This window comes from Vibrio sp. D173a (genome assembly GCF_030248475.1).
On record NZ_JAHGAH010000104.1, the window covers coordinates 36470 to 50981 of the forward strand.

Genomic DNA, 14512 nt, shown 5'->3' on the forward strand with positions numbered 1-14512 from the left:
GAATTGAAATGAAAAAAACGTTGCTTGCGCTAGGAATGTGTTTACTTGCGATGACCCAAGTCGCTCATGCTAACAGCCGTTTACAAGAGGTGTTGGATAAGGGCGTTTTGCGTGTCGGAACGACAGGGGATTGGAATCCGATGACAATGAAAGATCCCGCTACTAATAGTTATCGTGGTTTTGATATCGATGTCACCACCGAGCTTGCCAAAGATCTTGGCGTTAAGGTGGAATATGTTGCGACCGATTGGAAAACGCTAGTCAATGGCATTACTGCCAACAAATACGATATTACCGGTAGTGCGTCATTGAACATGTCACGTGCAAAAGTAGCAGGTTATAGCCAACCGTATTTCTACCTTGCGTTTGTGCCTGTGGTGCAAAAGAAAGACTTAGCGAAATTCTCAGATTGGGCAGACTTTGACAAGCCTGATGTAAAAGTGGCGGCTACGCTTGGCACTGTGCAAGAAAAGATGGTCAAAGACTTCTTCCCATCTGCACAGCACATTGTGATTGAAGCGCCGGCGCGTGATTTCCAAGAGCTTCTGGCTCGTCGTGCCGATGTCTCCGTGACGTCCAACGTTGAAGCGGCAACGCTGGTGGAGAAATTTAAACAGTTAGCGATTGTCCCAGTTAAAGAGCCTCGCAAGCCAACGCCTATTGCGATGCTGCTGCCTCAAGACGACCAAGTCTGGATTAACTATATTAACCACTGGGTTGAGTTGAAGAAAACTCAAGGCTTCTTTAAGCAAACCGCCGAGAAATGGGGCTTAAAGAGTATGTAAGGTTTTGCCTTATTCTTTCGCCTATAAAAGACAAAGAGCCGCATTAAGCGGCTCTTCTATATTATGTAGTGGGGTTGAGCTTGACGAAGAATTAGAGCTCGTCTTCACTCACTACGCGAGCGTTGTCCGGAGTCGTGAAGTGCTGAGACAATTCGCGGTTAGATAGGATATAACCTATCCACAGACCGCCCATACAAATCACAATTGCTACACCCGTTACCATCTGAGCTTGGCTTGCCATTGCCGCAACCAGTGCGCTTGATAGGCTGCTTACGGTAATTTGTAGGCTGTTCTGTAGACCAGCTGCGGTTGCTGGACTTTGCTTTGCACTCGCTAATGCACGGTTTACTACGATTGGGTAAAGAGCACCATTTGACACCGCAATCAAACAGAATGGCGCTAGGATTGGCCAGATAGAGGTCAGTTGCCACTGTGATGCAGCGAAGATAAGTAGCGCAGCAACACTAAACAAACCAATCAACTGACGCAGAATCTTCTCGTCACCGTATTTGCGAACGCCAACCTTACCTAAGTAACCACCAACCATGAAGGCTATAGTTTGTGGAATAAAGCTCAAACCAATGTCCTTTGCTTCATAGCCAAGTTGAGACATGATTTCTGGCATACCCGTTAGGTAAGCAAAGAAAGCCGCAGACGCTGTAGCAAACATAAACACATTACCTAGGTAAGTTTTAGAACCCAGTAGTGATTTGATGTCTGAAGACATACTGGTTTGTTTTACTTCTACTTTTTCATTTTTTTGCGCCATTGTCGCAACGACAAGCAGTACACCCATCAATGTCAATGCAACAAAAATACTGTGCCAGCCAAAGCTGTCAGCCAGTAGTACACCCAATTGAGGTGCAAGTGCTGGCGAGAGTGCAACCAAAGGCATGATAGTGGCAAAGATCTGCTGGCTCTGGCCAGAGTGACGCTTGATCACCATCGCTTGCCAGATTACCGCAGGAGCACAAACACCAATCGCTTGAACGAAGCGTAGCGCGAGTAGTTGCCAAACTTGCTCACTGAATGCAAGACCAAATGAGGCGACAGTGAACAGCGCCAAACCAGCTGCTAACGTGTTGCGATGACCGAATTTGTCTGAAGCCAAGCCCCACATCAATTGACCAAAAGCCATACCAACAAGAAAGACAGTCAGTGAAAGTGCGATCTGTTCAGGGCCTGTAGCAAAGTCGACTTCCATCGCTTTGAAGGCAGGTAAGTACATATCGGTGGCAATGAAGCCGAGCATAGACAGGGCTGCAAGGTAAACGAGTTGTAGTTTTGAGATTTTCATGATTCAACCAATCAAATTATTTAATCATTTTTTGTTCAGTATCAGTTGGCGCCAACCCTGATTTATTTACCTCGCCATTCTATTTTTCGATTTTGAGAAAATAAAACGCTAAAATTGTTGGTTATCAATCAAATTTTTTGAAAGGTAGAAGTCATGTTCTCCAAATCTTCTCTGGAAATGCTCGATACCGTTGCTCGATTAGGCAGTTTTACAGCGGCTGCAGAAGTACTGCATAAAGTCCCTTCAGCGATCAGCTACGGAGTGCGTCAAGTGGAGCAGGAGTTAGATGTGGTTCTGTTTCGTCGATTACCGAGAAAGGTTGAATTGACGCCTGCTGGTGAGTTGTTTATCGAAGAGGCGCGCTTACTGCTCAGACAAATGGCGGAAGTGAAAGCGCAAACTCGTCGTGCCGCACATGGTTGGCAATCAACATTGAAGCTCACGCTGGATAATGTGGTTAAGCTGGATAAGCTCAAACCTTTGGTTGAAGACTTCTACCGTGAGTTTGAATTCGCAGAGCTGCAAATCAACATGGAAGTGTTTAACGGCTCATGGGAAGCTATCGCACAGGGGCGTGCTGATATTGTCGTTGGAGCAACGTCAGCGATTCCCGTTGGTGGGGATTTTGAGGTCAAAGACATGGGAGTGCTCGATTGGGCATTCGTGATGTCGCCGGCTCATCCATGCGTACGCCAGCAAGTATTGACCGAAGAGTTTGTCAGTCAATTTCCGGCGATCTGCCTCGATGATACCTCGAACGTGCTACCAAAACGCCACACTGGACATTATGCAAAGCAGCGTCGTTTGCTCCTACCAAATTGGTATAGCGCGATTGAATGTCTGAAAAATGGAGTCGGAGTGGGCTACATGCCACGCCATATTGCGATGCCTCTTATCCATGAAGGCGTGCTGGTGGAAAAAGTTCTGCAGGATGATAAGCCATTGAGCCAATGTTGCTTGGTATGGCGTAAAGACGACAATCACAAGTTGATTCAATGGATGGTGGATTACTTAGGTACACCAAATAAACTGCATCAGGATTGGCTGCAGTACTAACAAAAAGCCACTTTCAAGGAAAGTGGCTTTGTTGGTTCTAGGACAAGAAAAACTTGTAAGACGGATTATCTGTTTCGTCTTTGCATTGATAGCCAAGTTCACGTAAATGTGCAGAAAACTGAGCTAAGTCGCTTTCATCTAACTCGAAACCACATAAAACGCGTCCGTAGTCCGCACCGTGGTTACGGTAGTTGAACAAGCTGATATTCCAATGGGTGCCGAGTGTACTTAGGAACTTAAGCAGTGCTCCTGGGTACTCCGGGAATTCAAAGCTGTAGAGGCGTTCTTTAAGCGGCTTAGACGGCTTGCCACCAATCATGTAGCGCACGTGCAGTTTCGCCATTTCATCGTCAGACAGGTCAACTACAGGGTAGCCACCATCACGTAAATCATGAATGATGTTTTCTAGTTCTTCCTGACCGCCTTGCAAACGCACACCGACAAAGATATTTGCCAGTGCATCATCGTTGTAGCGGTAGTTAAACTCCGTTACGGCACGGCCGCCAATCAAGTTACAGAACTCAAAGAATGCACCTTGACGCTCAGGGATGGTGACCGCAAGCAGACCTTCACGTTTCTCACCAAGCTCGCAACGCTCAGAAACATAACGCAAACCATGGAAGTTAGTGTTGGCACCAGACAGCACGGTGCCTAGATTTTTGCCTTCGAGTTTGTTTTGCTCAGCAAATTTCTTCAAACCCGCCAGAGCAAGTGCGCCCGAAGGCTCAGCAATAGCGCGAGTGTCTTCAAAGATGTCTTTTACTGCTGCGCAGATTTCATCGCTAGAGACTGCAATATGGCCATCAATGTACTTTTGGCATAGACGGAAAGTCTCTTCGCCAATGCGTTTTACAGCGACGCCATCGGCAAACATGCTGACTTGGTCTAGTACCACTGGCTCACCAGCATCCAAAGCGGCTTTGAGGCATGACGAATCTTCTGGCTCAACTGCGATTACTTTGATTTCTGGCATTAACTGCTTCACAAGCACCGCAACACCGGCAGCCAAACCGCCGCCGCCGACAGGAACGAAGATGTAATCAAGGTGACCATTTTGCTGCAGCATTTCCATGCCAATTGTGCCTTGACCTGCAATCACCAGTGGGTGATCGAAGGGAGGGACAAAGGTGTACCCGTTTAACTCGGATAGACGCTCTGCCTCGGCTTTTGCCTCATCAAAGTTACTGCCGTGCAGCACCACGTTGCCACCGAAACCACGTACTGCATCAACTTTGATGTCTGGCGTAGTTTTTGGCATCACGATAGTGGTTTTAATGCCCAGCTTAGTGCCAGAGAGCGCCATACCTTGAGCATGATTACCCGCAGAGGCGGCAATCACACCTGCGGCTTTTTGGGCTTCAGACAGGCTTGCCACCATGTTGTATGCACCGCGTAATTTGAACGAGTGCACGGGCTGGCGATCTTCGCGCTTGATTTGCACATTGTTGCCAATACGAGCAGCAAGGCGAGGCATCTCTTGCAGTGGTGTCACTGTCGCGACTTCATACACAGGAGCTCGCAAGATCTGGCGCAGATAATCTGCACCAGATTGGTTTTCCTGTTTTAAGGGAAAGGGTTGACTCATAAAGCTAGCCCTCGAGCTTAGATTTGTCTCGTACTGCACCTTTGTCAGCACTGGTCGCCATACTTGCGTACGCTTTGAGTGCAAATGAAACTTCACGTTGGCGGTCTACTGGTTTCCAGCCTAACTCGTCTTGTTTTGCACGGCGCTCAGCAAGTTCTTGTTCAGAAACTTGAAGTGAAATTGAACGGTTTGGAATATCAATCGCGATCATATCGCCTTGTTTAACCAAACCAATTGCACCACCGTTTGCTGCTTCAGGAGATGCGTGACCGATAGACAGGCCAGATGTACCGCCAGAGAAACGGCCGTCAGTTAGAAGAGCACACTCTTTACCAAGACCCATTGATTTTAGGTAAGTGGTTGGGTAAAGCATTTCTTGCATGCCCGGACCACCTTTAGGACCTTCGTAGCGGATAACAACCACGTCGCCAGCTTTGACTTTGCCACCCAAGATGCCTTCTACGGCGTCTTCTTGGCTTTCAAATACTACGGCCGGGCCTGTGAACTTATGGATGCTCTCATCAACGCCTGCTGTCTTAACGATACAGCCATCTAATGCGATGTTGCCTGATAGAACCGCTAAGCCACCTTCTTGGCTAAAGGCATTTTCTTTAGTTCGAATACAACCTTCTGCTCGGTCGTCATCAAGGCGATCCCAGCGGCAATCTTGTGAGAACGCTTGAGTGGTACGAATACCCGCAGGGCCAGCTCGGAAGAACTTAAGTACGTCTTCGTCTTCTGTTTGAATGATGTCGTATTTCGCTAGCTGCTCTTTCATTGAAAGGCCAAGAACGGTGCGAGCTTGGTTGTGCAGTAGACCTGCACGGTCTAGCTCACCAAGAATCGCCATTACGCCACCAGCGCGGTGCACGTCTTCCATGTGATATTTCTGGGTAGATGGTGCCACTTTACATAGGTGTGGTACTTGGCGAGATAAGCGATCGATATCTTCCATATCGAAATCCACTTCGCCTTCTTGCGCCGCGGCCAGTAGATGCAGAATAGTATTGGTTGAGCCGCCCATTGCGATGTCCAGTGCCATCGCGTTTTCGAAGGCGTCAAATGTAGCGATATTGCGTGGCAGTGCTGATTCGTCATCTTGCTCGTAGTAACGACGAGTCAGTTCAACGATACGACGACCTGCATTAAGGAACAGTTGTTCACGGTCAGCGTGTGTTGCCAGCATAGAACCGTTACCTGGTTGAGAAAGACCCAGGGCTTCCGTTAGACAGTTCATTGAGTTTGCAGTGAACATGCCTGAACAAGATCCACACGTTGGACACGCACTGCGTTCGATCTGCTCACTTTGCTCATCAGAGACTTTTGGATCCGCGCCTTGGATCATCGCATCAACAAGGTCTAGCTTGATGATCTGATCAGAAAGCTTGGTTTTACCCGCTTCCATCGGGCCACCAGAGACAAAGATAACAGGGATGTTAAGACGCATAGATGCCATCAACATTCCCGGAGTGATTTTGTCACAGTTAGAGATACACACCATCGCATCGGCACAGTGCGCGTTGACCATGTATTCGACTGAGTCTGCGATCAGTTCGCGTGAAGGCAGTGAGTACAGCATGCCGCCGTGACCCATTGCGATACCATCATCAACCGCGATGGTGTTGAATTCTTTAGCGATGCCGCCGGCTTTTTCGATTTCACGTGCTACAAGCTGACCCATGTCTTTTAGGTGTACGTGACCCGGAACAAATTGAGTAAACGAGTTTACGACAGCGATGATTGGCTTACCGAAGTCTTCATCTTTTACGCCTGTTGCACGCCACAGTGCGCGAGCGCCCGCCATGTTACGACCATGTGTGGTGGTAGCTGATCTATATTTTGGCATTTCCTAATCCTTCTTACTTCTGTTCTGGGTACACATAGTCTAACCAGCCCCACTTATCTTCCGTGGTGCCGTTAAATAGGCCAAAGTAGGCCGCTTGTAGTTCTTTAGTGATTGGGCCGCGTTTACCGGTGCCCACTTCAATTTTGTCGATGGTTGCTACTGGCACAACTTCGGCTGCTGTACCTGTCATAAAGACTTCATCGGCAAGGTAAAGTGCTTCACGCGCAATGTTCGCTTCGCGCACTTCATAACCTTTATCGCGTGCGATGGTCATGATTGAATCACGAGTGATGCCCGGCAAAATTGCACTGGTTGCTGGTGGTGTGGTGATCACGCCGTCTTTGATAACAAAGATGTTTTCACCTGCCCCTTCCGATAGATAACCGTCTACGCTCAGTGCGATACCTTCGTCATAGCCGTGACGACGCGCTTCACCACCGACTAGTAGCGAAGATAGGTAGTTACCGCCTGCTTTAGCCGCAGTTGGGATGGTGTTTGGCGCTGCACGGTTCCAGCTTGAAATCATTGCATCAACGCCAGCTTCTAGCGCTTCTTCACCCAAGTAAGAGCCCCAAGGGAAAGCGGCAATGATTAGGTCCATCTCTGTGCCAACAGGTGGGCACACGCCCAAGCCAACATTACCGACAAAACCTAATGGACGAATGTAAGCGCTGTCGAGTTTGTTCTGGCGCAGGGTTTCACGCGTCGCTTCCATGATTTCTTCTACAGAAAACGGGATCGGGAAGCGGTAAATCTTGGCAGAGTCTTTTAAACGTTGTGCATGTTCACGGTGACGGAAGACAATTGGTCCTTTCGGCGTGTTGTAGCAGCGTACGCCTTCAAATACAGAGGTACCGTAGTGCATCGCGTGAGTCAAAACGTGAACGTTCGCCTCTGCCCATGGAACCATCTCACCATTAAACCAAATGAAATCTGCAGTTTTCGTTGCCATTTATTGCCTTCCTTATGCACTCACGTGTTGCTGTAAGTTGTGATTTGGGAGCTCATCGCTGCGGATTTTGAGTACCTCAACGGTGCGAATATCCCACAACTTCTCAATTTGATTGACCAAAAACGAGATAGGTCGATCGCTGTCGACGATGATCTCTACGCTGGCTACTTTGCTCTCGTGGTTTTGGGTAGCAGCGACTTGTTTGATCACAAAGCCTCGGTGACGAATCACACGAAGAACGCGCTCCAACAATACCGGTTTATCGTCGGCTTTGATGTCGAGTAAATATCTGTCCATGCGATTGTCTCCTAAGTGTTTTCCAACATATCACTGTTTGATGCACCAGGTGGTACAAGTGGCCACACGTTCTCTTCTTCATCGATTAAAACGTGAAGCATGTAAGAAGTCTTACTTTCTAGCATCTCTTTGAGAGCCGGTTCGACTTCTTCTTTCTTGGTGATGGTTTTACCCGGGATATCGAACGCTTTTGCCAGCATCACGAAGTCTGGGTTGTCATCAAGAATGGTTTCGCTGTGGCGGCCGTCAAAGAACAATGACTGCCATTGGCGAACCATGCCAAGACGTTGGTTGTTAAGAAGGACAATCTTTACTGGAATCTGACGACGCTTCAGCGTACCCAATTCCTGCACGTTCATCATAAATGAACCGTCACCTGTAATAAGGATAGACTGATCATCAGGACGTGCGACAGCAGCACCCATAGCAGCTGGCAAGCCGAATCCCATGGTGCCAAGACCTGCAGAGGTGATGAAGTTTTGTGGATCACGCGGCTGGATGTGTTGCGCTGCCCACATCTGATGCTGGCCGACGTCAGTCGACACAATTGAGCTATCCGGCATCATGTCAGACAGCTGTTTAAGCAATAGCGGTGCGTAGATCAATGCGCCTGGATGGTCGTAACGCCATTTGAATCCGCTACGCAGGCTCTCACTGTGATGTACCCAAGGGGTGATGTCTTGAGTCAGCTCTAATTGAGGAAGAATCTTGCTGATTTCGCCACGTAGTGGTGCATTGGCGTGGCGAAGCTTATGGATTTCAGCCGCATCGATGTCGATATGGATTACTTTCGCATGCGGTGCAAACGTGTCGAGCTTGCCTGTCACGCGGTCATCAAAACGTGCTCCAACTACAATCAAAAGGTCACATTCTTGAACCACTAGGTTTGCGGCTTTGGTGCCATGCATGCCCAGCATGCCTAAGTAGTGCGGGTCGTGGCGTTCAATGGTGCCCAAACCTTTTAGTGTGCTTACTGCAGGCATTGGGTTTAAACGTAGGAATTCGCGTACTGAGTCTGTCGCTTTGGCAATTTGCACGCCACCGCCGACGTATAAAACTGGTCGAGTTGAAGCGGCTAGTACTTCTTGAGCGCGCTTGATATCAGCATCAGTGACTAAAGGTGCAGCTGGTGGAACAAAAGGAGGCAGCAGTTCGGTTGGCGCTTGAGCAAGCTGAACGTCTTTGGCGATATCAACAATCACCGGGCCAGGTCGACCTGCTTTTGCTACTTCGAACGCTTCGGCTAGCGTTGGGGCAAGGTCTTCGATCTCAGTCACTAGATAACTGTGTTTGGTACAGGCTAGAGACATTCCGATCACATCCATTTCTTGGAACGCGTCGGTACCGATATGAGAGCTAGCAACCTGACCTGTGATGGCCACTAGAGGAACGGAATCGAGGAAGGCGTCGGCAAGGCCTGTAACAAGGTTGGTGGCGCCTGGGCCGGAAGTGGCCATACAAACTGCAACATCTTGCGTTGCGCGGGCCATCCCGATGGCGGCCATTGCAGCCCCTTGTTCATGACGGCATAAGATGTGCTCGATACCTCCGTCATACAACGCATCGTAGATTGGCATTATGGCTCCACCCGGATACCCAAACACCGTTTCGATGCCCTGTTGTCTTAAAGCGGCTACGACTAGTTCTGCACCGGTCATCGTAAACCTCCTTTGCTACGTTGTGGCTCGTAGCTATCGCCATGTGTTTTGCACTTCATGTGCACTCCCATTCTTCCCGTTAAGCTGTCTAAGGGTTAGACAGATGACAACTTGTAGTTGTAAAAAAACCCCCGGACTTCTCAGTGCGGGGGTTTTTTGTAATTTGTGGTTACCTTTCGCCCACAATACCCCGCGCGGTGCCAATAATGACCACGATAATCAGGGCTAGCAGTGAGTTGATGTGAGCGAATAAGTTCATCTGTCTGTCGTTCTGTTTTCGTTAATAAGTCTTGTGTAATGTTCTACGAAAATGTTTGCGTCACTAGTGGTAACACACAAATCTGCTGCATGACAAGCAAAAAGTCATTCTTTTTTCACATTAAGTACCCATCTGTACAGGCTATATAACATATCCATATAAAAAACATTTGGTTAGATAACGTACAATAATTTGAGGGAATTATGGGGCTGGCAATCATTCATAGTCGAGCAAGTGTGGGTGTGCAAGCGCCATCGGTAAGCGTGGAAGTCCACATCAGTAATGGGATGCCGGGCTTTACCTTGGTGGGGTTACCTGAGACCACAGTAAAAGAATCCAAAGATCGCGTACGAAGTGCGATCGTCAATTCTAACTTTCAGTTTCCTGCAAAACGAATCACGGTCAATTTGGCACCGGCGGATTTGCCTAAAGAAGGCGGGCGCTTCGATCTGCCGATTGCATTGGGAATTTTAGCGGCTTCAGAGCAAATCGCGACAGATAAGCTCAAAAACTACGAATTTGTTGGTGAATTAGCTCTTTCTGGTGGATTGAGAACGGTAAAAGGCGTGCTGCCAGCTGCGTTGGCTGCGAACAAAAAACAGCGCCATTTAGTGGTGCCTCATGCTAATGGCGATCAGGCGGCACTTGTCGGCAAAGAGCAGCACAAATCTGCCCAATCACTATTGGAAGTTTGTGCTGAGCTGTGTGGCCAACATCAACTGAACTTGTATCAAACGCCCAAGAAAAAAGAGCTCAAAGCACACGGTCGTGACTTGCAGGATATCATTGGTCAGCAGCAGGGAAAGCGCGCTTTAGAAATTGCGGCAGCTGGCAATCACAACCTGCTTTTCCTTGGCCCTCCAGGCACTGGCAAAACCATGTTGGCCTCTCGATTATGCGATTTGTTACCTGAGATGAGTGATGAAGAGGCGATGGAAACGGCTTCTGTGGCGTCACTGACTCAAAGTGAAATCAATGAACATAACTGGAAGACGCGGCCGTTTCGTGCCCCGCATCATTCCAGCTCCATGGCGGCTTTAGTTGGTGGTGGATCTGTGCCGAGACCGGGCGAAATATCTCTAGCTCACAACGGGTTATTGTTTTTGGACGAAATGCCGGAGTTTGATCGTAAGGTGCTCGACTCTTTACGTGAGCCATTGGAGTCTGGTGAAATTATTATTTCTCGGGCGCAAGGTAAGACGCGTTTTCCTGCTCGGTTTCAAATTGTAGGGGCGCTTAACCCGAGTCCGACAGGGTATTACGAAGGCAACCAAGCTAGAACGAATCCGCAAGCCATCCTGCGTTACCTTGGCCGATTATCAGGCCCACTTCTTGATCGCTTTGATATGTCATTAGAAATTCCTGCATTGCCGAAAGGAACTCTCTCTGAAGGCGGCGATAGAGGGGAACCAACGGCTATCGTCAAAGAGCGGGTGAATCAAGCACGTGACTGTATGCTGGCTCGCAGTGGTAAGGTGAATGCATTATTGGGCAGTCGTGAAATTGAAGCCTTCTGCCCGCTGCAAAAAAGTGATGCGGAGTTTTTGGAAAATGCGCTGCATCGCCTTGGATTGTCGATTCGTGCTTATCACCGCATCATCAAAGTTGCGCGTACTATTGCCGATCTGGAGGGTTCACCGCAAATTGAGCGAACGCACCTAGCAGAAGCTTTGGGCTATCGAGCAATGGATAGGTTACTTAAACAGTTAACCGCACAAGCCGTTTAAACCCGAATGTTTAGCCTTGCTTGCGAGCGTGCTTGTCTTGATACAGTGCTTTATCGGCGTCTTCTAGACATTGCTCTAGATTGTCATTGCAGGCCATCAGACCAAAGCTAAACGAAATGCCATGGAGGTGAATGTCGCTTTCCACCGCTTGGCGGATTTGCAATAAGGTTTCTCTAGCATCAGATATCTGCATGCAATCGAACACAATCACAAATTCATCGCCACCAACGCGATAGAGCGTGCCACTTTCTCCCAGCTGTTGCATGGTCAGTGTGGCGAAGTCTACTAGGACTTTGTCACCAATCGCGTGCCCATAGGTATCATTGACCTGTTTGAATTTATCCAGATCAAGGTACGCCACGAGGCAACAGTCACAGCCTTTTTGTATCGCAGACATCAAGGCTTTTTTGTTCATGGCACCAGTGAGGTGATCAAAATGAAGGCTTTGTTTGAGGCGGTTTTGCTCCTCAATGCGGGCCGTAATATCCCATGCCATTAGTACAATGTGGCGCACACCATTCACATCAGTAAGATAGCGTATGGACTCAAAATGGTGATTCTGAAAGGTTTCGATATCGACACGCATAGGTGCGTTACCGTCGAGCAATGCCTGATCGTTGCGCTTACATTGCATCAGCAAGTCACACAAATCATCATTTTGGCAGTTTGCGATCATAGTATCTATGCTGACGCCGAGAATGTCTTCTTCGAAGAAAGCGCGATAGCGTTGGTTGAGAGCGACATGCTTGCCATTTTCCTTGCGCACAGCGATAAACCCAGGGAAGTTCTGAGAAAGAACACTCATTAAGCTTTGCTCTGAAGCGTAGTTAGGATCAATGTGCACAAATCACTCTCTTAAATAGTAAACGGGTCGCACATTATCCATATGAAAATAAGTTTGGCTATTGTTTGAGCTATGAATTGTTTTTATTGTGACGATCAGGGCATTTTATAATCAAGGGGGAGAGTCTCCCCCGTGCTTAAGTGCTTAGAAACTGTAGTTTAAACCGGTTGATAGCAGAAATTCTTTTTCATCGTAGAAGGTGATGTTTGAACTGGTACTGCTGTAACCAGCGAGTGAAATGAATGACCAGTTTTGCCAGTCAAAGACATTCTTGTACTCGTATGCGGTGAAAAAACTCAGAGTGCCATCATTGCGAGTTTTGCCAAATGTCGTGCTGGCTGCGTCAAAGTCTTTAGCGGCATAGCCTGCTGTGAGTACGATGCGGTGTCGCTGGATAAACTTGAACCAGCTAAGGTCGAGCCCATACGAGTTATAGGATTCAGCATCGCCATCCGCATCATGGTGGATGTAGGTAAATGCTGGCTGCAGCATTGACGTGCGACTCAGTGGAATACGGTAGTCACCTTTGATGTGGTAGATCTTTGCATCACGCAGTAGTGATGGATCTGTCACGGTATCTTTCTCTACGTCTTTGTCTGCGTAAGCCAAATCAAGATTAAAGTTGTTGTCTAAGAAGCGGTTGATTTGGAGACGAAACGCATTGCCGCCTTCATCGGTGGTTTTTCTCGATTGCCCAGTTAGGTATGGGTCTTGCCATGTTTCTCCTTTCAGGATGGTCGGTAGATAGGAAAAATCGAGTACAGTGCCCGAAGCGAGTTGGTACTTATAACCGATCTGGAAGGCGAGGGTACCGATCGCGATATCGGAGCGCGTGGTACCGGCATACACTTGGTGATTGAGCTTGTTGCCAAAGGTATATGCTGCGCTGCCAAGGGGCGCAACGATAAAAGATTCATCACTTTCGGCACGTTGATTTAGTGATGGAATGGTACTGTCGCCATCTGTGTTGAAGTTGGACTCTGATGAGACGAAGCCTGCGTTTAACGAAATTTCACCGCTAAAACCTGCGGTTTCTTCAAGTTGAGCTTGTGCTGAACTGACGATAAAAGCCAAAGGCAGTAAGGTTAGCCTTGGATTCATTCGCTTTCTCCTTGTTTGTCGAATGAAAGTGGTAATTCGAGTTGAGCGTTGGTCTAGTTTTACAGTGAAACAAATCTGACCATTCTTACAAATATTCCAATGTGACAACGGATTCGTATAATTACACGCTGTTTTATTATTCACGCGATATAGTTACTGATTGATTCCCATGCTGACCTATTTGTTACTCATTTTTAACGCTTCCTTTGTGATTATAAACTCTGCGGTTTGTTCCATCGCAATTTGTATCATCGCAATTTTTAAGTTGTTGCTTCCAACAGCTAAGCTCAAAGCGAAAGGCACCGAGGCTGCCAACAAAATGATGTGGGTTTGGGCCACGGTCAACGCTGGTATTCTTGCCTTGTTCAACCGCGTTGAGTGGGATATTCAAGGTGGCGAAAATCTCAAGAAGGATGGCTGGTATCTGCTGATCAGTAACCATCTTAGTTGGACTGATATTGTTGTACTGTGTTGTGTATTTAAAGATCGCATTCCAATGCCAAAATTTTTCTTAAAACAGCAATTATTGTATGTGCCTTTTATTGGTATGGCTTGCTGGGCGCTGGATATGCCATTTATGCGTCGCTATTCTCGAGAGTATTTGATTCGCAACCCACACAAGCGCGGTCAGGATTTGCAAACTACGCGCCGTTCTTGTGCAAAGTTCAAACACACGCCAACTACGGTAGTAAATTACGTTGAAGGCACTCGTTTCACCGAGGAAAAGCAACGCAAGAGTCGTGCGGGTTATCAACATTTGCTGCAGCCAAAATCAGGTGGCATTGCTTACACATTAGCGGCCATGGGCGATCAGTTTGAAAACATCATTGATGTGACCTTAGCGTACCCAGAAAACACCAATAAGCCATTTAAAGACATGATGATGGGACGTATGACGAAGATTGTCGTGCGCGTAAATGTTTTACCAGTCGATGAGCGCGTGTTGGGTGATTACTTCAATGACAAGCCATACAAGCGCCAATTCCAGCAATGGCTGGGTGATGTGTGGCAAGAGAAAGATCAGTTACTGCAAGATATCCATAAGTAACCAGACCTAAAGGTTAAAATTAAAAAAGGGGAGCAAGATGCTCTAATGCCGTTCACT

General features: G+C 47.8%; 12 protein-coding genes. 4 read left to right on the top strand and 8 right to left on the bottom strand.

All coding sequences use genetic code 11. The annotated features are described in order from the left end of the window. The first annotated feature begins 8 nt into the window (after nucleotides 1-8). Entirely contained in the window at nucleotides 9-785 is a 777-nt protein-coding gene (locus KIV40_RS11815; RefSeq protein WP_005429773.1) for a transporter substrate-binding domain-containing protein, read from the top strand. Nucleotides 786-876: 91 nt separating this feature from the next. On the opposite strand, the gene punC is transcribed toward KIV40_RS11815, so the two are convergent. Next, nucleotides 877-2082, bottom strand: a complete 1206-nt coding sequence (gene punC, locus KIV40_RS11820) for a purine nucleoside transporter PunC (RefSeq protein ID WP_012126651.1) — start codon at nucleotides 2080-2082, stop codon at nucleotides 877-879. Between the two features lie 153 nt (nucleotides 2083-2235). On the opposite strand from punC, the gene punR reads away from it, so the two are divergent. Then, on the top strand, nucleotides 2236-3138 hold the full coding sequence (punR, locus tag KIV40_RS11825) for a DNA-binding transcriptional activator PunR (RefSeq protein ID WP_005429759.1): 903 nt from the start codon (nucleotides 2236-2238) through the stop codon (nucleotides 3136-3138). 37 nt (nucleotides 3139-3175) lie between these two features. Here punR and ilvA read toward each other — a convergent pair whose 3' ends face one another. The 5 genes from ilvA to ilvG are packed head-to-tail and all read right to left on the bottom strand — an operon-like array spanning nucleotide 3176 to nucleotide 9476. Then, nucleotides 3176-4723, bottom strand: coding sequence for a threonine ammonia-lyase, biosynthetic (ilvA, locus tag KIV40_RS11830; RefSeq protein ID WP_005429804.1), 1548 nt, complete (start codon nucleotides 4721-4723; stop codon nucleotides 3176-3178). A 4-nt stretch (nucleotides 4724-4727) separates the two neighbouring features. After that, nucleotides 4728-6569 (bottom strand): dihydroxy-acid dehydratase, encoded by a 1842-nt coding sequence (gene ilvD, locus KIV40_RS11835; protein WP_045371932.1) that lies wholly within the window; start codon nucleotides 6567-6569, stop codon nucleotides 4728-4730. Between the two features lie 13 nt (nucleotides 6570-6582). Continuing rightward, the gene (gene ilvE / locus KIV40_RS11840) at nucleotides 6583-7521 is read right to left on the bottom strand and encodes a branched-chain-amino-acid transaminase (protein WP_005429790.1); all 939 of its coding nucleotides are present in this window, start codon (nucleotides 7519-7521) and stop codon (nucleotides 6583-6585) included. Between the two features lie 12 nt (nucleotides 7522-7533). Beyond that, nucleotides 7534-7818 (bottom strand): acetolactate synthase 2 small subunit, encoded by a 285-nt coding sequence (gene ilvM / locus KIV40_RS11845; protein ID WP_005429819.1) that lies wholly within the window; start codon nucleotides 7816-7818, stop codon nucleotides 7534-7536. 11 nt (nucleotides 7819-7829) lie between these two features. Continuing rightward, nucleotides 7830-9476 carry an acetolactate synthase 2 catalytic subunit gene (gene ilvG / locus KIV40_RS11850; protein ID WP_285349357.1) on the bottom strand — a complete coding sequence of 549 codons (1647 nt, stop codon included), beginning with the start codon at nucleotides 9474-9476 and terminating at the stop codon, nucleotides 7830-7832. Nucleotides 9477-9938: 462 nt separating this feature from the next. Between ilvG and KIV40_RS11855 the strand changes: the two genes are divergently transcribed. Then, on the top strand, nucleotides 9939-11462 hold the full coding sequence (locus tag KIV40_RS11855) for a YifB family Mg chelatase-like AAA ATPase (RefSeq protein WP_005535577.1): 1524 nt from the start codon (nucleotides 9939-9941) through the stop codon (nucleotides 11460-11462). Between the two features lie 10 nt (nucleotides 11463-11472). Here the strand turns inward: KIV40_RS11855 and KIV40_RS11860 are convergent, their stop codons facing one another. Both KIV40_RS11860 and KIV40_RS11865 read right to left on the bottom strand, forming a co-directional pair. Further along, the gene (locus KIV40_RS11860) at nucleotides 11473-12306 is read right to left on the bottom strand and encodes a sensor domain-containing diguanylate cyclase (RefSeq protein WP_021017937.1); all 834 of its coding nucleotides are present in this window, start codon (nucleotides 12304-12306) and stop codon (nucleotides 11473-11475) included. 144 nt (nucleotides 12307-12450) lie between these two features. Further along, nucleotides 12451-13407: a DUF2860 domain-containing protein gene (locus KIV40_RS11865; RefSeq protein ID WP_285349361.1), complete on the bottom strand. Its 957-nt coding sequence runs from the start codon at nucleotides 13405-13407 to the stop codon at nucleotides 12451-12453. A 169-nt stretch (nucleotides 13408-13576) separates the two neighbouring features. On the opposite strand from KIV40_RS11865, the gene KIV40_RS11870 reads away from it, so the two are divergent. Continuing rightward, the gene (locus KIV40_RS11870) at nucleotides 13577-14455 is read left to right on the top strand and encodes an acyltransferase (protein WP_005429796.1); all 879 of its coding nucleotides are present in this window, start codon (nucleotides 13577-13579) and stop codon (nucleotides 14453-14455) included. The last annotated feature ends 57 nt before the right edge of the window (nucleotides 14456-14512 follow it).

Coding starts and splice junctions, on each gene's coding strand:
- KIV40_RS11815 (WP_005429773.1), top strand. CDS start 9: ATGAAAAAAACGTTGCTTGCGCTAGGAATGTGTTTACTTGCGATGACC.
- punC (WP_012126651.1), bottom strand. CDS start 2,082: ATGAAAATCTCAAAACTACAACTCGTTTACCTTGCAGCCCTGTCTATG.
- punR (WP_005429759.1), top strand. CDS start 2,236: ATGTTCTCCAAATCTTCTCTGGAAATGCTCGATACCGTTGCTCGATTA.
- ilvA (WP_005429804.1), bottom strand. CDS start 4,723: ATGAGTCAACCCTTTCCCTTAAAACAGGAAAACCAATCTGGTGCAGAT.
- ilvD (WP_045371932.1), bottom strand. CDS start 6,569: ATGCCAAAATATAGATCAGCTACCACCACACATGGTCGTAACATGGCG.
- ilvE (WP_005429790.1), bottom strand. CDS start 7,521: ATGGCAACGAAAACTGCAGATTTCATTTGGTTTAATGGTGAGATGGTT.
- ilvM (WP_005429819.1), bottom strand. CDS start 7,818: ATGGACAGATATTTACTCGACATCAAAGCCGACGATAAACCGGTATTG.
- ilvG (WP_285349357.1), bottom strand. CDS start 9,476: ATGACCGGTGCAGAACTAGTCGTAGCCGCTTTAAGACAACAGGGCATC.
- KIV40_RS11855 (WP_005535577.1), top strand. CDS start 9,939: ATGGGGCTGGCAATCATTCATAGTCGAGCAAGTGTGGGTGTGCAAGCG.
- KIV40_RS11865 (WP_285349361.1), bottom strand. CDS start 13,407: ATGAATCCAAGGCTAACCTTACTGCCTTTGGCTTTTATCGTCAGTTCA.
- KIV40_RS11870 (WP_005429796.1), top strand. CDS start 13,577: ATGCTGACCTATTTGTTACTCATTTTTAACGCTTCCTTTGTGATTATA.